The sequence below is a fragment of the Flavobacterium sp. NG2 genome (assembly GCF_034119845.1).
Classification (GTDB): domain Bacteria; phylum Bacteroidota; class Bacteroidia; order Flavobacteriales; family Flavobacteriaceae; genus Flavobacterium.
Window position 1 is genome coordinate 2,634,743 of the sequence record NZ_CP139420.1, and the last position, 21,568, is coordinate 2,656,310.

Consider the following 21,568-nt stretch of genomic DNA (forward strand, 5'->3'; position numbering starts at 1 on the left):
AATTATCTAGTAAGGTATAAATACCCATCTTTAGTGTTGTTGGTTGAATTATTAAGTCCATCAATTGAAGTATAATGCAAGATGTAAAAATAAGTTCCAGCAGGTAATCTAGAAGATTGACTAATAGTTGTTCTACCTTCAGATATCCCTTTAAAGGCTTTAGTTACATTATCATATCCAGAAGTTTCAAAAACTAATACTCCCCAACGGTTGTATATTTCAACAGAGTTGGTAGGATAACATAAAACATCATCAATATTGTCGATAATAAAGGTTTCGTTAATACCATCACCATTAGGAGAGAAAGCATTATGAACAGTTATACTACCACAACCCAACACGATATTAGCTTCAACAACTTCGCTATCCGAAGCACTAATAGGAGTTTGATTAGGTGTGAAACCATCAGCAAAGGCTACATTGGTCACCGATAGATTAACTCTATCTTCTTGTTTTACAGTGTAGTTTTCATTGTATTCTTGATAAGTACCAGGTTCCAAAGTTGCAATTACTTGGTTTAACCCAGTTAAAGGGTCAGTTACTTTAATATTAGACAATGTTACATTTCCAGTATTTTGCACTTGAATAGTGTAGTTAATAATATCTCCCACAGAACTGTAAGCTGGTGTGTTGGATGTTTTTACAACGACTAATTCTGCTTTCTGAGGAACTGGTGTAATTGTACAGTCAACACAATCAGGGTTTACAGGACAACTCAAACATGGTGTAGGGTCAGTAGACGAGTTATCAATTTCTTCTCCTTGAGGAGGTGTTCCTGTAGTAATTATGATATTATAAACATATCCTGCATCAATATCAGCCTGAGTAATCGTATAAGTACCAGTGAAGTTGGTGCTATTAGGAATATTTGGCTGTAAAGTTATAGGATCGCCTGTAATGACTACTCCTGGCAAAAATGTATCTATTATAGTTACATCTGTCAATGTAACATTTCCTGTATTAGTAACCACTATTGTATAGGTTATAGTTTCACCTACATCAGCGATTCCATTACCGTTAGAATCTACAAATGTTCCATCTAAAGTTCCAATAATCAAAGGATTTTGGTTCAATAAAGTAATGGTGCAATCGGGACATTCAGGGTCTTTAGGACAAGAAGTACAAGGCGTAGGGTCTGTTGATGTAGCTGTTATAGGGTCTCCTATTGGAGGTGTTCCTGTAGCTAAAGCTAAATTATACACAATGCCTTTATTGATATCATCTTGAGTAATAGCATGAATTGCACTGAATGTTGTTGAATCAGATGCTCCAACAGCAAGAGTTGTAATAGGACCACCACTAACGACTGCATTATTGTCTGTTACCGTTACATTTGTTAAAGGTAGATTTCCTGTATTTGTTACTATAAATTTGTATGAAATAATATCTCCAACATTTGTTTTACCATCATTATTGGTATCAACATAGGTACCATCTTTAGTGATTGTTACAGAAGGATTTGTACAGATTGGGATTATATCTTCATCATTATTATTAGCATCACTTCCAGATTGGTCAGTAACTGCTTTATCGTCTGGAGTTTTACCATTAACTGTTGCTTGATTGGTTATTTTACCATTATTGATATCAGCTTGTGTAACTGAATAAGTAGCATTATAAATCCAAATTTCGTTAACTTCTAAAAGATTGTTAGTATTACTATCACCGTTTGTTAATGTAATAGCAGATAAACCAGGATGGTTATCAATAACAGCTATATCGTGCAAACTCACATTTCCTGTATTAGTTACAGTAAAAGTATATTTCACAACGTCATCAACAGCTAGGGTAGCACAACCATTCGTTCCAGGTATAATATCATTTGTTTTTACAATAGCTATAGCACCAGATGTACAAATAGGAATTACATTTTCATCATTGTTATTAGTATTGCTACCAGATTGATCTGTTACAGGTTTGTCATCTGGAGTTTTACCGTTAACGGTAGCTTGATTAGTAATATGACCTAAATCAATATCAGATTGAGTAACAGTATATGTAGCATTGTAAATCCAAATTTCATTAACATCTAAAATATTGTTGTTATTACTATCACCGCTTGTAAATGTAATAGCAGATAAACCTGGATGATTATCAATAATGGCAATATTATTTAAACTCACATTCCCAGTATTAGTCACAGTAAAAGTATATTTTACTACATCATCGACAGCTAAGGTTGCACAACCATTCGTTCCAGGTATAATATCATTCGTTTTCACAATAGCGATAGAACCAGAAGTACAGATTGGAATTTCATTAGCGTCATCGTTATTAGCATTACTACCAGATTGATCTATTACTGTTTTATCGTCTGGTGTTTTACCGTTAACCGTAGCTTGATTAGTTATTTTGCCAGCATCAATATCTGCTTGTGTTACAGTATAGGTAGCATTATAAATCCAAATTTCATTAACATCTAAAATAGCGTTGTTATTACTATCGCCACTTGTTAAAGCAATAGCAGATAAACCAGGAAGATTATCAATTACAGCTATATCGTGTAAACTTACATTTCCAGCATTGGTTACTGTAAAGGTGTATTTCACTACATCATTAACCGCTAGGGTAGCACAACCATTAGATCCAGGTATAATATCATTTGTTTTCACTATGACAATTTTTGGAGTACGTGTTAATTCTGTAATAGTACAACTAGTACAACTTGGATCAATAGGAGTACATCCTACACAAGGAGTTGGGTCTGTTGAAAATGCTGTTACTGGATTACCTATAGGTGGATTTCCTTTGGCTATAGCTAGATTATCTACTTGTCCAGTGTCAATGTCAGCTTGAGTAATTGTGTATTCAGCAGTAAATGCTGTAGAATTAGAATCACCAGGAGCAAGCATAGCTAAGGTACCTACTATGTTAACATTGTCATCAGTGATTGTGATATTAGTTAGTGTTACATTACCTGTATTCTTAACTACAAAGGCATAAGTCACAGTATCACCAGGGGAAGTTCCAGAAGGTAAAGAAGAATCTACATATGTTCCATCTTTAGTAATACTGATACTTGGTGATTGATTCAAAACAGTTATTGTACAATCAGGGCACTCAGGGTCTATAGGACAAGTGCTGCAAGGAGTCGGATCGGATGAAGTATCTGTAACAGTGATATTTTCAGGGTCTTTAGCAGAAGTTAATGCAAGGTTATAATATAATCCTTTATTAATATCATCTTGGGTAATAGCATGCACAGCCATAAATGTATTACTGTCTGAAACACCTGCTGGTAGAGAAACAATTGGTCCTCCTGTTACAGTCGCTTTATTATCAGTTACAGTTACGTTTGTTATTGTCACATTTCCGATATTCGTAACTTTGAATTTATAAACAATATTATCCCCAATGTTGATTATTCCGTCATTATTAGTGTCTTCATAATCAGCATCTTTAAGTAACTCAATACCAGATTCAGTGATGAAATAGGTATAGTTTACAGTACAACCATTAATATCTTTAATTTCAACATCATATTTCCCCTTAGGTAAAGATGAAATATCTTCTGTAGTTGCTCCATTTGACCAATTGAATGTATAGGGAGTTGTTCCTCCTACAGGACTAATGTTGATGCTACCATTACTACAACCCACACAATTATTATTGTTAATAATTATTGCTGTTGCACTTAGAGCTGCAATAGGTTGACCAATTGTTACAGTACAAGTTGTATTGTATCCAAGCTTGTCAGTTACAGTTACAGTGTGTAATCCCGCATTTAAATTCACAGCTTGTGCAGTAGTTTCGCCATTATCCCATAAGAATGTGTAGTCACCATTTCCACCAAGTGGAGTTACAGTAGCTATACCATTACTATCGCCAAAACATTTGGCAGGACTATTTTGAGTGATACTACAAGATAAAACTCCAGGTTGAGTTATTGTTACTTGACAAGTAGTATTACAACCTTTAGAATCAGTAACCGTTACAGAATGTACTCCAGCATTTAAAGCCGTAGCAGTTGCTGTAGTTTCATTATTATCCCATAAGTAAGTATACCCACCATTACCACCAAGTGCAGTAACAGTTGCTTGACCATCACTTAATCCATTAGCGCTTACTGCTTTATCTTGAGTGACAGAGCAGCTGATAGCAGCTTGAGGTTGTGTAATGGTAACGGCTTGCGGTAGGGTACATCCATTAACATCTTTTACGGTAATAGTATAAGAACCAGCAATAAGATTAGTAAATGTTCCACTGCCAACAAAATTAGTTCCATCCTTAGAATAAGTATAAGGAGATGTTCCGTTAGCACCAACTACAGTAACACTACCAGTTGCTGCTCCAAAACAATTTACATTTGTTTGAGAAGTTATTGAAGCTGTTAATGCCGCTTGAGGTTGTGTAATAGTAACGGCTTGTGGTAGGGTACATCCATTAGCGTCTTTTACGGTAATAGTATAAGAACCAGCAATAAGATTAGTAAATGTTCCACTGCCAACAAAATTAGTTCCATCCTTAGAGTAAGTATAAGGAGATGTTCCGTTAGCACCAACTACAGTAACACTACCAGTTGCTGCTCCGAAGCAATTTACATTTGTTTGAGAAGTTATTGAGGCTGTTAATGCAGCTTGAGGTTGTGTAATAGTAACGGCTTGCGGTAGGGTACATCCATTAGCATCTTTTACGGTAATAGTATAAGAACCAGCAATAAGATTAGTAAATGTTCCACTGCCAACAAAATTAGTACCATCTTTAGAATAAGTATAAGGAGATGTTCCGTTAGCACCAACTACAGTAACACTACCAGTTGCTGCTCCAAAGCAATTTACATTTGTTTGAGAAGTTATTGAAGCTGTTAATGCTGCTTGAGGTTGCGTAATGGTAACGGCTTGTGGTAGGGTACATCCATTAGCATCTTTTACGGTAATAGTATAAGAACCAGCAATAAGATTAGTAAATGTTCCATTGCCTACAAAATTAGTACCATCTTTAGAATAAGTATAAGGAGATGTTCCGTTAGCACCAACTACAGTAACACTACCAGTTGCTGCTCCAAAACAATTTACATTTGTTTGAGAAGTTATTGAAGCTGTTAATGCCGCTTGAGGTTGCGTAATGGTAACGGCTTGTGGTAGGGTACATCCATTAGCATCTTTTACGGTAATAGTATAAGAACCAGCAATAAGATTAGTAAATGTTCCACTGCCAACAAAATTAGTACCATCCTTAGAATACGTATAAGGAGATGTTCCGTTAGCACCAACTACGGTAACACTACCAGTTGCTGCTCCAAAACAATTTACATTTGTTTGCGAAGTTATTGAAGCTGTTAACGCAGCTTGAGGTTGTGTAATGGTAACAGCTTGCGGTAGGGTACATCCATTAGCATCTTTTACGGTAATAGTATAAGAACCAGCAATAAGATTAGTAAATGTTCCACTGCCAACAAAATTAGTTCCATCCTTAGAATAAGTATAAGGAGATGTTCCGTTTGCACCAACTACAGTAACACTGCCAGTTGCTGCTCCAAAGCAATTTACATTTGTTTGAGAAGTTATTGAAGCTGTTAACGCAGCTTGAGGTTGCGTAATGGTAACGGCTTGTGGTATTGTACATCCATTAGCATCTTTAACGGTAATAGTATAAGAACCAGCAATCAGATTTGTAAATGTTCCACTGCCAACAAAATTAGTACCATCCTTAGAATACGTATAAGGAGATGTTCCGTTAGCACCAACTACAGTAACACTACCAGTTGCTGCTCCAAAGCAATTTACATTTGTTTGAGAAGTTATTGAGGCTGTTAATGCAGCTTGAGGTTGTGTAATAGTAACGGCTTGCGGTAGGGTACATCCATTAGCATCTTTTACGGTAATAGTATAAGAACCAGCTGTAAGATTAGTAAATGTTCCACTGCCAACAAAATTAGTGCCATCTTTAGAATACGTATAAGGAGATGTTCCGTTAGCACCAACTACAGTAACACTACCAGTTGCTGCTCCAAAGCAATTTACATTTGTTTGAGAAGTTATTGAAGCTGTTAATGCAGCTTGAGGTTGTGTAATGGTAAAAGTTTTAATGGCTTTACATCCCTTAGCATCTGTTACAGTTACTTCATAATTACCAGCTTTTAAGCCAGTTTGGTTCATTGCAGTAGCAATAACACCTGTACCAGTCCAAGCATAAGAATATGGTGCTGTTCCTCCTGAAACAGAAATGTTGATTGCACCAGTAGAAGCGTTATAGCACAAAACATTGGTTTGTGATGAAATGGTTATAATAGGTGCGGGATTGACAGTAATAGTAGCTTCACTAGAATAAATATTGTTACCACCGCATAATCCTGGTTTCGAAAAAACAACTCTATATTTAGTAGTTTCAGTTAAATTAGTTTCGGTATGGGTTGTTGTAGTATTAGGAATAGTAGTGTCCAACCATCCATTAGGGGAAAAAGGACTAACTAAGTATTGCCATTTTATAATGTTTACATCAGTTACACCAGTAAAGTTTAATATAGAGCTATTAGTACCAGCACAAACTGTTGCATCAGGGCCTATAGAACCTTTTAATGGAATTCCAAATGTAAGAGGAGTGTCAATACATCTACTCGAACTAGCTGAGTTTCCACTTACAGATGCTAATTTAGTAATATTGATTAGCCCTGGATTATTAGGGTCACAGATATCAATATTAAGACTTCCAAAAGGAATATTAAATTCTAGGAATGAACCGCCACCGGCATTACAACCAGTTGCACTTCCGTTGAGAGCCGCAAGTCCATTATTGACTGTAAGTTGGGTTTTAACATTTCCGTTTCCAGAATACAAATTAAAGGTATTGGCGTTCGAATTAATTTCTAAAATAAATTCGGCACCAGCTACAGATAATGGGCCTCCAAAAGTGTCAGATGTTAATCCAGTAGATGAATTATTATCTGTATCTAAATATAGTCTAAAAAGAGCGGCACCACCATTACCAATGTTCATTCCAAGTCTTAGTACTTGAGTAGTAGTATTTACTTTTGCTCGAATTGTTCCAATCTGGCATGTTGAAGAAGGACTAGGATTAAGTTGTTGACTAAATACAGTTCCTGTGGCATATTCATCGCCTGGAAGACCTGGCCCTGGACAATATTCACCATCGAATGTGTCTTGTGCAAAACTATGTGTAATACTGATAAATAATAACAGTAATACAAATAGGAAGGCCTGTTTCAATTTTGGATTAGGTAAAATTGTTTTCATCTTGTATTTTTTATTTGAAGCGTTATTTAAATTGAACTACTGTATTAAAAAGTTAAATATGAACTGATAAATATTTGTAGTTTTATTTTGTATTTTAATTTTAGAGATATTAAAATATTAAAGTGATGAGATGACTAGTATTTCAAATACTTTGATATAAGTACTTGTTTGTATAATTACATAATTAAAATAAAATTTATTTCATTACTCTTTTAAATTGCTTTGATTTTTAGAGCACTTTCAAGTTGTCTTAGATAATGTTAAGTTTCTATATTAAATTTATGAAATATTAATTGTTTAGTAGTTAAAATTCTGTAAATGACTCAAATACTCGTTAAAGTGTGAGTTTTTAATATGTTTTAGAGAGAATGTTTTTAAAATAATTATTAAATTTTAACACTTATATATATAAGGTATTTATTATGTTATAATGAAATGTAAATTGACTTTTTAATCTATAATTAATGCACTTTTTCAGGACTAGAAATAATTACACAAAAAAACCTCGAAATTTTCATTTCGAGGTTTTATAATGTGTTTTCGTGTATAAACGGTATCCTTACAAATCTGTAATAATAAATTCACTACGTCTGTTTTCTTGGTGTTCTTCTTCAGAACATTTCACACCGTCAGCACAATGGTTTACGAGTTGGTATTCCCCATATCCTTTACCCGTAAGTCTATTAGAGCTTACCCCATTTTTAACCAGCCATTCAATGGTTGATTTGGCTCTTCTGTCCGATAAGGCTTCGTTGTATTTGAAAGAAGCTCTACAGTCAGTATGTGAACGAATATCAAGTTTCATATTAGGATATTGTTTTAATACATCAAGAATTTTTTCGAGGTCTAGAGCCGCTTCATGTCTGATGTTTGATTTGTCAAGGTCAAAATAAATCATTTTAATACCAAAACATTTTCCTAAATCATCACCTACAGCGACTTTACAGCTAATTTTTTCTAAAGCAATATTGAGTTCGGTTTGACCATTTTCTTTACCTACCGTTATATTTGCTTCATTGGTATTGTATTCTGGTTTTTCGGCTCTTACATAGTATGTTTTTCCACATTCAACCATAAAGGAATAGTTTCCTTTGGCATCAGACATTTTGGAAGATATTTCGTTGAATTTTTTATCAAAAAGACTCACCTTAGCATTAGGAAGGGCTTCTTTAGATTCTATGTCTGTAATCTGTCCAAATAATTTTTGATCACAAGTTAATTTTTTAGTTTCTAAGAATTTATAGATATCATCATATCCTTGTCCGCCATCTTTATTAGAAGTGAAAAAACCTCTTCGAGATTTACTATCGATTAAATAAGCAAAATCATCTTTGGGAGAATTGATATCGGCTCCTACATTTTGAACCTCATTGAAAGTTCCATCTTCAAATATTTTAGAAACAAATACATCCAATCCTCCTAAGCCAGGATGTCCATCTGAAGCGAAATAGATTTCGTTATCTTCACTAATAAAAGGAAACGTTTCTCTACCCGGAGTATTGATTGAGTTTCCTAGATTTTCAGGATTTCCATAGGTTCCATCCTCATTTATTTTGACTTTAAACAAATCTGATAATCCTAAGGTACCAGGCATGTCTGAGGCAAAATACAATGTTTTTTCGTCAGGACTCAAAGCTGGGTGTGCAGTAGAGTAGTTGTCACTATTAAAAGGCATTTCAACAATTTTGGCCCATTTGTCGTTTTCTAAAGTAGCCTTGTAAATTTTAATTAACGTAATATCGTTTCCATTTTTACCTTTTTTCCCCTCGAGATAGTTGTTGCGAGTAAAGTACATGGTTTTCCCATCTTTAGTAAAAGCAGGAGTTGCTTCATGGAATTTGGAATTTATGTTTTTATCAAATTTACTAGGAGCACCCGGAGTCATTTCTTCGCCCAAATCAGCCATATACAAATTAGTGAAATACTGATTAGTCCAAGTGTGTTTGCGTTGCCCTAAACTCCCCGTATCTCTAGCAGAAGAAAAAACGATTTTATTGAGATAAACCGCAGTACCATAATCTGAATATTTGGAGTTAATACCTGCATCTTCAACTTTATATCTTCCTGAGTTTGCTTTTATTTCGGCAAGGTAGTTTCTATTTTTCTTAAAAAGCTTGGCACGTTTATCATCACCTGATAATTGATTGAATTTTTCCATCATTGCATCAGCTTGTTTGTTATCCCCAATGGCTTTTAGCGATTGCGAATATCTATAATAGTATTCAGGTTGCAACTCAGTTTGCATAGCAAATAACTCACCATACCATTTAGCGGCATTCTCTAACTGAGCATTAAAGTAATAGGCATTCCCCAATTTTTGAAACATCTCGGCTGATTTATATCCTTTCTCAGCGATTCTTTCATAGGTTTTTATGGCATCAATGTAGGCAAAGTTGTCATATTTTTTGTCAGCCGCAGCAAGTCTAGCTTTTTGCGAATAAATGTTTAGAGAAAAAACACTTATTATAGTTATGTAAAGGAGTATATTCTTTTTCATAATAATTGATTTTAGAAGAATCTTGGGGTTGTGATTTTATCGTTATTTTTGAAAATCTCATAGCGCAAGAAAATTTCATGAGAACCAGAGTTGTAATTATTCAAGTTGGTTGTTTCTCTATCATATCCATATCCAATGTACATTGCCTCTGAGATTTGGAAGCCTACCATTGCACTTAGAGCCGCACTCCATCTGTATGAAACCCCAACCATAAATTTGTCATTGAATAGGAAGTTTCCAGAAATATCGGTTTGCAAAGGAGCACCCGTTACCATTTTAGTGAGAAGAGCCGGTTTGAATTTGATATAATTATTCAAGTCAAATATATAACCAGCAATTAAGTAATAGTTTATTTTCTCCTTAAAAAGAGCTACTTCATTATCGTCATATCGATTGGTTTGAATGAAGTTAGGAATAGAAAAACCTACATAGGCTTTATCAGAATGTAAGTATAGACCAGCTCCTATATTAGGATTGAATTTATTGAAACTTTGTAGGGTAGGGTCAGCTTGGTTTACAGGGTTTAATCTACTGTTATCTAAGCTAAATAAGTTGGCAGTTGCTTTGATTCCAAAAGAGAGTTTAAAAATCTCCGAAGTAGGAATGGTATAAGACAAATCAGCCGAAATAGTATTCTCATCAATAGGTCCAATTCTATCATTGATAAGCGATACCCCAAGTCCAAGTCTACTTTCATTCAAAGGGGTGTTGATTGAAACTGCATTGGTAACAGGAGCTCCATCGAGTCCTACCCATTGAGTACGATGCAAAGCAAAGATACTCATAGCTCCTCTAGATCCAGCATAAGCAGGATTCACATTGATTGTGTTGTACATATACTGAGTAAATTGCGAATCCTGTTGTGCAAAACTTACTATTGCTGTAAACATCAAAACGAAAGAAAGTATTTTTGTTTTCATTTGGCTTAAGTTTTAAACCTGAGGACCAAAGTCCTCAGGAATTAGATTTGAGTTATAATTATCTAGTAAGGTATAAATACCCATCTTTAGTGTTGTTGGTTGAATTATTAAGTCCATCAATTGAAGTATAATGCAAGATGTAAAAATAAGTTCCAGCAGGTAATCTAGAAGATTGACTAATAGTTGTTCTACCTTCAGATATCCCTTTAAAGGCTTTAGTTACATTATCATATCCAGAAGTTTCAAAAACTAATACTCCCCAACGGTTGTATATCTCAACAGAGTTGGTAGGATAACATAAAACATCATCAATATTGTCGATAATAAAGGTTTCGTTAATACCATCACCATTAGGAGAGAAAGCATTATGAACAGTTATACTACCACAACCCAACACGATATTAGCTTCAACAACTTCGCTATCCGAAGCACTAATAGGAGTTTGATTAGGTGTGAAACCATCAGCAAAGGCTACATTGGTCACCGATAGATTAACTCTATCTTCTTGTTTTACAGTGTAGTTTTCATTGTATTCTTGATAAGTACCAGGTTCCAAAGTTGCAATTACTTGGTTTAACCCAGTTAAAGGGTCAGTTACTTTAATATTAAACAATGTTACATTTCCAGTATTTTGCACTTGAATAGTGTAGTTAATAATATCTCCCACAGAACTGTAAGCTGGTGTGTTGGATTTTTTTACAACGACTAATTCTGCTTTTTGAGGAACTGGTGTAATTGTACAGTTAACACAGTCAGGGTTTACAGGACAACTAGCACATGGTGTTGGGTCAGATGAAGCATCTGTAACCACTTCTCCTTGTGGAGGTGTACCCTGTGTAGTAACTTGAGTATATACATATCCAGCATCAATATCAGTTTGAGTTAAGATATGGCTACCAGTTATACTTGTACTATTAGATGCATTAACCTCTAGAGTAGGAATACTTCCTGATATTGTTAGCTGAGGGAAAGTTTGACTAACAGTAACATCTGTCAAAGTAACATTTCCTTCATTTACAACAATTATTTTATAATTAACTACTTCGCCTACATCTGCAATACCATTATTATTTGCATCTACAAAAGTACCATCAAGTGTTACAACTACTTTAGGATCTTGGTTTAATAGTGTAATGGTGCAGTCAAGACAATCAGGATCCTTAGGACATGAAGTACAAGGCGTAGGATCTGTTGAAGTTGCAGTTATAGGTTCACCTTTAGGAGGTGTTCCTGTAGCTAAAGCTAAATTATACACGATACCTTTGTCAATATCAGCTTGAGTAATAGCATGAACAGCACTGAATGTTGTTGTGTCAGATACTCCTACGGCAAGAGTTGCAATAGGACCACCACTAACAACTGCATTTGTGTCTGTAACTGTTACATTTGTTAAAGGTAGATTTCCTGTATTTGTTACTACAAATTTGTATGAAATAATATCTCCAACATTTGTTTTACCATCATTATTGGTATCTACATAAGTACCATCTTTAGTGATTGAAATACTAGGAGATTGATTCAATACAGTAATTGTACAGTTTGTACATTCAGGGTCTTTTGGACAAGAAGTACAAGGAGTAGGGTCAGTAGAAGTGGCTTCTACTTCATTTCCAGTAGGTGGATTTCCTTTAGCTAATGCTAAATTATAAACGAAACCTCTATTGATATCCTCTTGATTAATAAGGTATTCAGCACTGAAACTTCTCTCGTCAGATTCTCCAATACCTAAATCTATTGGTCCGCCAATAACTTGTACATTATTGTCTGTAATTGAAATATTTCTAATAATTGAGCTTCCTGTATTTGTAACAACAAATGAATATATAATTTTATCACCTACATTAGTAATTCCATCGTTATTTGCATCAAAGTAAGCTCCGTCTTTTGTAATAGCTATTGAAGGATTGTAAACCGTAATAGTAACAATAGCATCGTCACAATTTTCAGAATTAATAATTTCACATATTTTATATTCAATGGTATAATTTCCTGCAGGCGTTCCAGAAGGAACACTTATTTGTCCATTAGTTGTATTTATAGAAGGAACTGGACCATTGTTAATAGAGACTGCTTCGGCTATTATTGATATATTAACTGTATCAATCACAGCAGGATTTGATCCCAACGTATCTGAACCATTACCATTATCACTTAAAACATTACCAACATTAGAATTACCTGTTGTTCCATTGATTTCAGAAATAAGGTCGTCCTTAGCAACTATATCAAGTTTAGTTATGGTAAATATAGCGTCAGTTTTAGTTACAATATAATTAGGATTATCTCCTAAAATAACCTCAATAGGATAGTTACCTACATTAGAGAACTGAGTTGCAGGAGTAGCCAAAGTATAGTTGATGGTATCACCACCCGCTACAGCACCGCTTACCACAGCTGTAAGAGGAGGGTTCACCTCACCATATACTTTTGTTTTATTATCAGCTACTACTGTTACACCAATAGCTTTAGGAGTAATAGTTAAAGTACCATCTACTTTGTTAACGATGTAGTTAGGATTATTTCCTAAAGTCACAACAATAGGATAAGTGTCAACAGGGGAGAACTGTGTAGCTGTAGTTGCTAAACTATAGTTAATCACATCATTGTTCACTGCACCAGTTACCACGGCAGTAAGAGCAGGATTCACATCACCGTATACTTTAGTTTTATCATCAGCAGTAACTACTACGTTCAATTCTTTTGGAGTAACCGTTAAATTACCATCTACTTTGTTAACGATGTAGTTAGGATTATTTCCTAAAGTCACAACAATAGGATAAGTGTCAACAGGGGAGAACTGTGTAGCTGTAGTTGCTAAACTATAGTTAATCACATCATTGTTCACTGCACCAGTTACCACGGCAGTAAGAGCAGGATTTTCATCACCATATACTTTAGTTTTATCATCAGCAGTAACTACTACGTTCAATTCTTTTGGAGTAACCGTTAAAGTACCATCTACTTTGTTAACGATGTAGTTAGGATTATTTCCTAAAGTCACAACAATAGGATAAGTGTCAACAGGGAGAACTGTGTAGCTGTAGTTGCTAAACTATAGTTAATCACATCATTGTTCACTGCACCAGTTACCACGGCAGTAAGAGCAGGATTTTCATCACCATATACTTTAGTTTTATCATCAGCAGTAACTACTACGTTCAATTCTTTTGGAGTAACCGTTAAAGTACCATCTACTTTGTTAACGATGTAGTTAGGATTATTTCCTAAAGTCACAACAATAGGATAAGTGTCAACAGGGGAGAACTGTGTAGCCGTAGTTGCTAAACTATAGTTAATCACATCATTGTTCACTGCACCAGTTACCACAGCAGTAAGAGCAGGATTCACATCACCGTATACTTTAGTTTTATCATCAGCAGTAACTACTACGTTCAATTCTTTTGGAGTAACCGTTAAAGTACCATCTACTTTGTTAACGATGTAGTTAGGATTATTTCCTAAAGTCACAACAATAGGATAAGTATCAACAGGGGAGAACTGTGTAGCTGTAGTTGATAAGCTATAATTAATCACATCATTGTTCACTGCACCAGTTACCACAGCAGTAAGCGCAGGATTCACATCACCATATACTTTAGTTTTATCATCAGCAGTAACTACTACGTTCAATTCTTTAGGAGTAACCGTTAAAGTACCATCTACTTTGTTAACGATGTAGTTAGGATTATTTCCTAAAGTCACAACAATAGGATAAGTGTCAACAGGGGAGAACTGTGTAGCCGTAGTTGATAAGGTATAGTTAATCACATCATTGTTGACTGCACCAGTTACCACAGCAGTAAGAGTAGGATTCACATCACCGTATACTTTAGTTTTATCATCAGCAGTAACTACTACGTTCAATTCTTTAGGAGTAACCGTTAAAGTACCATCTACTTTGTTAACGATGTAGTTAGGATTATTTCCTAAAGTCACAACAATAGGATAAGTGTCAACAGGGGAGAACTGTGTAGCTGTAGTTGCTAAACTATAGTTAATCACATCATTGTTCACTGCACCAGTTACCACAGCAGTAAGAGCAGGATTCACATCACCGTATACTTTAGTTTTATCATCAGCAGTAACTACTACGTTCAATTCTTTTGGAGTAACCGTTAAAGTACCATCTACTTTGTTAACGATGTAGTTAGGATTATTTCCTAAAGTCACAACAATAGGATAAGTGTCAACAGGGGAGAACTGTGTAGCTGTAGTTGCTAAACTATAGTTAATCACATCATTGTTCACTGCACCAGTTACCACGGCAGTAAGAACAGGATTTTCATCACCATATACTTTAGTTTTATCATCAGCAGTAACTACTACGTTCAATTCTTTTGGAGTAACCGTTAAAGTACCATCTACTTTGTTAACGATGTAGTTAGGATTATTTCCTAAAGTCACAACAATAGGATAAGTGTCAACAGGGGAGAACTGTGTAGCCGTAGTTGATAAGGTATAGTTAATCGCATCATTGTTGACTGCACCAGTTACCACAGCAGTAAGAGCAGGATTCACATCACCATATACTTTAGTTTTATCATCAGCAGTAACTACTACGTTCAATTCTTTAGGAGTAACCGTTAAAGTACCATCTACTTTGTTAACGATGTAGTTAGGATTATTTCCTAAAGTCACAACAATAGGATAAGTGTCAACAGGGGAGAACTGTGTAGCCGTAGTTGATAAGGTATAGTTAATCACATCATTGTTGACTGCACCAGTTACCACAGCAGTAAGAGCAGGATTCACATCACCGTATACTTTAGTTTTATCATCAGCAGTAACTACTACGTTCAATTCTTTTGGAGTAACCGTTAAAGTACCATCTACTTTGTTAACGATGTAGTTAGGATTATTTCCTAAAGTCACAACAATAGGATAAGTGTCAACAGGGGAGAACTGTGTAGCCGTAGTTGATAAGCTATAATTAATCACATCATTGTTCACTGCACCAGTTACCACGGCAGTAAGAGCAGGATTTTCATCACCATATACTTTAGTTTTATCATCAGCAGTAACTACTACGTTCAATTCTTTAGGAGTAACCGTTAAAGTACCATCTACTTTGTTAACGATGTAGTTAGGATTATTTCCTAAAGTCACAACAATAGGATAAGTGTCAACAGGGGAGAACTGTGTAGCTGTAGTTGCTAAACTATAATTAATCACATCATTGTTCACTGCACCAGTTACCACAGCAGTAAGCGCAGGATTCACATCACCATATACTTTAGTTTTATCATCAGCAGTAACTACTACGTTCAATTCTTTAGGAGTAACCGTTAAAGTACCATCTACTTTGTTAACGATGTAGTTAGGATTATTTCCTAAAGTCACAACAATAGGATAAGTGTCAACAGGGGAGAACTGTGTAGCTGTAGTTGCTAAACTATAGTTAATCACATCATTGTTCACTGCACCAGTTACCACAGCAGTAAGCGCAGGATTCACATCACCATATACTTTAGTTTTATCATCAGCAGTAACTACTACGTTCAATTCTTTTGGAGTAACCGTTAAAGTACCATCTACTTTGTTAACGATGTAGTTAGGATTATTTCCTAAAGTCACAACAATAGGATAAGTGTCAACAGGGGAGAACTGTGTAGCCGTAGTTGATAAGCTATAATTAATCACATCATTGTTCACTGCACCAGTTACCACAGCAGTAAGAGTAGGATTCACATCACCGTATACTTTAGTTTTATCATCAGCAGTAACTACTACGTTCAATTCTTTAGGAGTAACCGTTAAAGTACCATCTACTTTGTTAACGATGTAGTTAGGATTATTTCCTAAAGTCACAACAATAGGATAAGTGTCAACAGGGGAGAACTGTGTAGCCGTAGTTGATAAGGTATAGTTAATCACATCATTGTTGACTGCACCAGTTACCACAGCAGTAAGAGTAGGATTCACATCACCGTATACTTTAGTTTTATCATCAGCAGTAACTACTACGTTCAATTCTTTAGGAGTAACCGTTAAAGTACCATCTACTTTGTTAACGATGTAGTTAGGATTATTTCCTAAAGTCACAACAATAGGATAAGTGTCAACAGGGGAGAACTGTGTAGCCGTAGTTGCTAAACTATAGTTAATCACATCATTGTTCACTGCACCAGTTACCACAGCAGTAAGAGTAGGATTCACATCACCGTATACTTTTGTTTTATCATCAGCAGTAACTACTACGTTCAATTCTTTAGGAGTAACCGTTAAAGTACCATCTACTTTGTTAACGATGTAGTTAGGATTATTTCCTAAAGTCACAACAATAGGATAAGTGTCAACAGGGGAGAACTGTGTAGCAGTAGTTGATAAGCTATAATTAATCACATCATTGTTCACTGCACCAGTTACCACAGCAGTAAGAGTAGGATTCACATCACCGTATACTTTAGTTTTATCATCAGCAGTAACTACTACGTTCAATTCTTTAGGAGTAACCGTTAAAGTACCATCTACTTTGTTAACGATGTAGTTAGGGTTATTTCCTAAAGTCACAACAATAGGATAAGTGTCAACAGGGGAGAACTGTGTAGCCGTAGTTGATAAGGTATAGTTAATCACATCATTGTTGACTGCACCAGTTACCACAGCAGTAAGAGTAGGATTCACATCACCGTATACTTTAGTTTTATCATCAGCAGTAACTACTACGTTCAATTCTTTAGGAGTAACCGTTAAAGTACCATCTACTTTGTTAACGATGTAGTTAGGATTATTTCCTAAAGTCACAACAATAGGATAAGTGTCAACAGGGGAGAACTGTGTAGCCGTAGTTGATAAGGTATAGTTAATCACATCATTGTTGACTGCACCAGTTACCACAGCAGTAAGAGTAGGATTCACATCACCGTATACTTTAGTTTTATCATCAGCAGTAACTACTACGTTCAATTCTTTAGGAGTAACCGTTAAAGTACCATCTACTTTGTTAACGATGTAGTTAGGATTATTTCCTAAAGTCACAACAATAGGATAAGTGTCAACAGGGGAGAACTGTGTAGCCGTAGTTGATAAGGTATAGTTAATCACATCATTGTTCACTGCACCAGTTACCACAGCAGTAAGAGCAGGATTCACATCACCGTATACTTTAGTTTTATCATCAGCAGTAACTACTACGTTCAATTCTTTTGGAGTAACCGTTAAAGTACCATCTACTTTGTTAACGATGTAGTTAGGATTATTTCCTAAAGTCACAACAATAGGATAAGTGTCAACAGGGGAGAACTGTGTAGCCGTAGTTGATAAGGTATAGTTAATCACATCATTGTTCACTGCACCAGTTACCACAGCAGTAAGAGCAGGATTCACATCACCGTATACTTTAGTTTTATCATCAGCAGTAACTACTACGTTCAATTCTTTTGGAGTAACCGTTAAAGTACCATCTACTTTGTTAACGATGTAGTTAGGATTATTTCCTAAAGTCACAACAATAGGATAAGTGTCAACAGGGGAGAACTGTGTAGCTGTAGTTGCTAAACTATAGTTAATCACATCATTGTTCACTGCACCAGTTACCACAGCAGTAAGAGCAGGATTCACATCACCGTATACTTTAGTTTTATCATCAGCAGTAACTACTACGTTCAATTCTTTAGGAGTAACCGTTAAAGTACCATCTACTTTGTTAACGATGTAGTTAGGGTTATTTCCTAAAGTCACAACAATAGGATAAGTGTCAACAGGGGAGAACTGTGTAGCCGTAGTTGATAAGGTATAGTTAATCACATCATTGTTGACTGCACCAGTTACCACAGCAGTAAGAGCAGGATTCACATCACCATATACTTTAGTTTTATCATCGGCCACTACGGTTACGGCTTTTGGGGTAACAGTTAAAGTTCTTATTTCAGTAGATGTATTTATACAATCCCCAGTTAAGAGAGCTCTATATGTATAAGAACTCATAGCAACTGTTGGGTTTGAAATTGTCAAAGTTGCTGTTGTGGCATTTGAATATGTACTATTGTTTGAAATATTAGTAAAACCTGAACCAGTATTTACTTGCCATTGATATGTCGTAACATTTGTGGCTACAACAGTAAAACTTGCATTGTCACCATAAGTGATATTTGCATTTACTGGTTGAGTAGTAATTATAGCCTGTGGTTTAACCGTTACAGTTATTGTAAAAGTTGCGCCTGAACATGTACCAGTTGTTGTAGTAGGAGTAACTAAATATTGAACTGTTCCAGTAGCAGAAGTACTTGGATTAGTCAAAGTTTGATTAATAGAAGTCCCTGAACCTGCAGAAGCGCCAGTGATACCACCTGTAATTGTACCAATAGTCCAAGAGAAATTACTTGGAGATGATGCTGTTAAGGCAATGTTTGGACTTGTACCGCTACAGATAGTTGCAGTAACCGAATTGGTAACAGTTGGTTTAGGATTAACAGTTACTGTTATAGTAAATGAATCTCCAACACAAGTTCCTGTAGTAGAAGTTGGAGTAACTATATATTGAACTGATCCACTTGTAGAAGTACTTGGATTTGTTAAAGTTTGATTAATAGAAGCTCCTGAACCAGCAGAAGCGCCAGTGATACCTCCAGTTATTGTACCAATAGTCCAAGAAAAACTACTTGGAGATGATGCTGTTAAGGCAATGTTTGAACTTGTTCCACTACAGATAGTTGCAGTAGCTGAATTGGTAACAGTTGGTTTAGGATTAACAGTTACTGTTATAGTAAATGAATCTCCAACACAAGTTCCTGTAGTAGAAGTTGGAGTAACTATATATTGAACTGTTCCACTTGTAGAAGTACTTGGATTTGTTAAAGTTTGATTAATAGAAGCCCCTGAACCAGCAGAAGCGCCAGTGATACCTCCAGTTATTGTACCAATAGTCCAAGAAAAACTACTTGGAGATGATGCTGTTAAGGTAATGTTTGGACTTGTTCCACTACAGATAGTTGCAGTAGCTGAATTGGTAACAGTTGGTTTAGGATTAACAGTTACTGTTATAGTAAATGAATCTCCAACACAAGTTCCTGTAGTAGAAGTTGGAGTAACTATATATTGAACTGTTCCACTTGTAGAAGTACTTGGATTTGTTAAAGTTTGATTAATAGAAGCCCCTGAACCAGCAGAAGCGCCAGTGATACCACCTGTAATTGTACCGATAGTCCAAGAGAAATTACTTGGAGTTGATGCTGTTAAGGCGATGTTTGGACTTGTTCCGCTACAGATAGTTGCAGATGCTGAGTTGGTAACAGTAGGTTTAGGATTAACCGTAACAGTTATCGTAAATGAGGCACCAACACAATTTCCAGTAGTTGAAGTAGGAGTAACTATATATTGAACTGCTCCACTTGTAGAAGTACTTGGATTTGTTAAAGTTTGATTAATAGAAGCTCCTGAACCTGCAGAAGCACCAGTGATACTTCCTGTTATTGTTCCAATAGTCCAAGAAAAACTACTAGGAGTTGATGCCGTTAAGGCAATGTTTGGACTTGTACCGCTACAGATAGTTGCAGTAGCTGAGTTGGTAACAGTTGGTTTAGGATTAACCGTAACAGTTATCGTAAATGGGGAACCAACACAAGTTCCTGTAGTAGAAGTTGGAGTAACTATATATTGAACTGTTCCAGTAGCAGAAGTACTTGGATTTGTTAAAGTTTGATTAATAGAAGCTCCTGAACCTGCAGAAGCGCCAGTGATACTTCCTGTTATTGTACCAATAGTCCAATCAAAACTACTAGGAGTTGATGCTGTTAAGGCGATGTTTGGACTTGTTCCACTACAGATAGTTGCAGTAGCCGAATTGGTAACAATTGGTTTAGGATTAACAGTTATTGTTATTGTAAATGGGGCTCCTGTACAATCACCAGATTTAGGTGTTACTGTATAGGTTAATGTTGCAGCACTATTTGTTGTGTTTGTTAAAGTTTGACTAATAGGACCAACAGCAGCTGTGCTTTGAGCACTTCCTCCGCTTATTGCACCTACAGGATTACTAACTGGAGTATTCCAAGAGTACTTAGTATCAGATGGAACCACCTCTGAACCACCATTAGTAGGTAAAATGCTAAAGGGGTTTCCACTACATATTGTTGCGGTTTTATTTGCAATAACTGGATTTGTACAACAGGCTTCAACTAAAACAGTTTTTGTTTGAGTATTAAAATCGCCATCACCATCAGTAACTTTTAAGCTAATGCTTTTAGAACCTCCTGTAAGATATGTTACAGTAATAGGATTTGGTGATTTCCCACTGTTTGATGAAGTTGAAGGATTTGCGTCTGAACCAAAGTTCCATAAATAAGTTAATGTCCCATCGCCTCCAGTTGAAGTATTCGTGAATGCTATTTGTTCAAAACTACCAGTTGTACAACTTTTATTAGAAGTAAAATCAACAGCTAAAGGTGTGTTAACAACTATGTTTGGTATAAAACCAGCTTCAGTACATTTTGAACCAACAGATTCACTTGCACAACCAGCTGCAACACTTGATGAACCACCTGTTTTCCATGCTACATAAATGTTTCTTAATTCCAATTTACCTCCGCAAGTAAAATTTATTTGAGCTATATTAATAGGAGTAGAAGGAATAGTGTTTCCTGTGTTTGGTTCTGCGTAAGTGTATTTACCAGTTGTATTTACTTTAACTTCATTCCAATAAAGATCAAATTGAACATAAATATTGTATTTTGGACCAGTATCTACTGTTATAAATAAATATGCTGTAGTTGAATTCCCAACATTACAAACATCTAATGGACTCCCATCTAATTTTCCAATAAAAGAGTTTGTAATAGTTAAGTCTTTTGCATTACAACCTGAATAAGTACAAGCAGTTGATTGTGGCAAATTAACCGTAGGATTAGTTTGTGAAAAACCATTTGTTATACTTAGAAGTAATAGTAATAAAACAAAAATAGAGCTTTGTTTTAATTTTTGTGTGAGTAGATTTGTTTTCATACTTAACATATATTTGGTTT

General features: G+C 35.5%; 5 protein-coding genes. All 5 read right to left on the bottom strand.

All coding sequences use genetic code 11. The features are described 5' to 3' along the window. Positions 1-2: 2 nt before the first annotated feature. Complete coding sequence (locus SLW70_RS10940) at positions 3-7,193, bottom strand: gliding motility-associated C-terminal domain-containing protein (RefSeq protein ID WP_320888420.1); 7,191 nt, start codon at positions 7,191-7,193, stop codon at positions 3-5. A gap of 559 nt (positions 7,194-7,752) precedes the next feature. Then, positions 7,753-9,690: an OmpA family protein gene (locus tag SLW70_RS10945; protein WP_320888421.1), complete on the bottom strand. Its 1,938-nt coding sequence runs from the start codon at positions 9,688-9,690 to the stop codon at positions 7,753-7,755. Between the two features lie 11 nt (positions 9,691-9,701). Then, on the bottom strand, positions 9,702-10,610 hold the full coding sequence (locus SLW70_RS10950) for a type IX secretion system membrane protein PorP/SprF (RefSeq protein WP_320888419.1): 909 nt from the start codon (positions 10,608-10,610) through the stop codon (positions 9,702-9,704). A 58-nt stretch (positions 10,611-10,668) separates the two neighbouring features. Then, on the bottom strand, positions 10,669-13,611 hold the full coding sequence (locus SLW70_RS10955; RefSeq protein ID WP_320888422.1) for an MBG domain-containing protein: 2,943 nt from the start codon (positions 13,609-13,611) through the stop codon (positions 10,669-10,671). Continuing rightward, positions 13,608-21,548, bottom strand: a complete 7,941-nt coding sequence (locus SLW70_RS10960) for an MBG domain-containing protein (protein ID WP_320888423.1) — start codon at positions 21,546-21,548, stop codon at positions 13,608-13,610. The genes SLW70_RS10955 and SLW70_RS10960 overlap by 4 nt, the downstream gene beginning before the upstream one ends. Positions 21,549-21,568: the final 20 nt, after the last annotated feature.

Excerpts from the sequence above, each read along its gene's own strand:
- SLW70_RS10940 (WP_320888420.1), bottom strand. The coding sequence starts at position 7,193 with ATGAAAACAATTTTACCTAATCCAAAATTGAAACAGGCCTTCCTATTT.
- SLW70_RS10945 (WP_320888421.1), bottom strand. The coding sequence starts at position 9,690 with ATGAAAAAGAATATACTCCTTTACATAACTATAATAAGTGTTTTTTCT.
- SLW70_RS10950 (WP_320888419.1), bottom strand. The coding sequence starts at position 10,610 with ATGAAAACAAAAATACTTTCTTTCGTTTTGATGTTTACAGCAATAGTA.
- SLW70_RS10960 (WP_320888423.1), bottom strand. The coding sequence starts at position 21,548 with ATGAAAACAAATCTACTCACACAAAAATTAAAACAAAGCTCTATTTTT.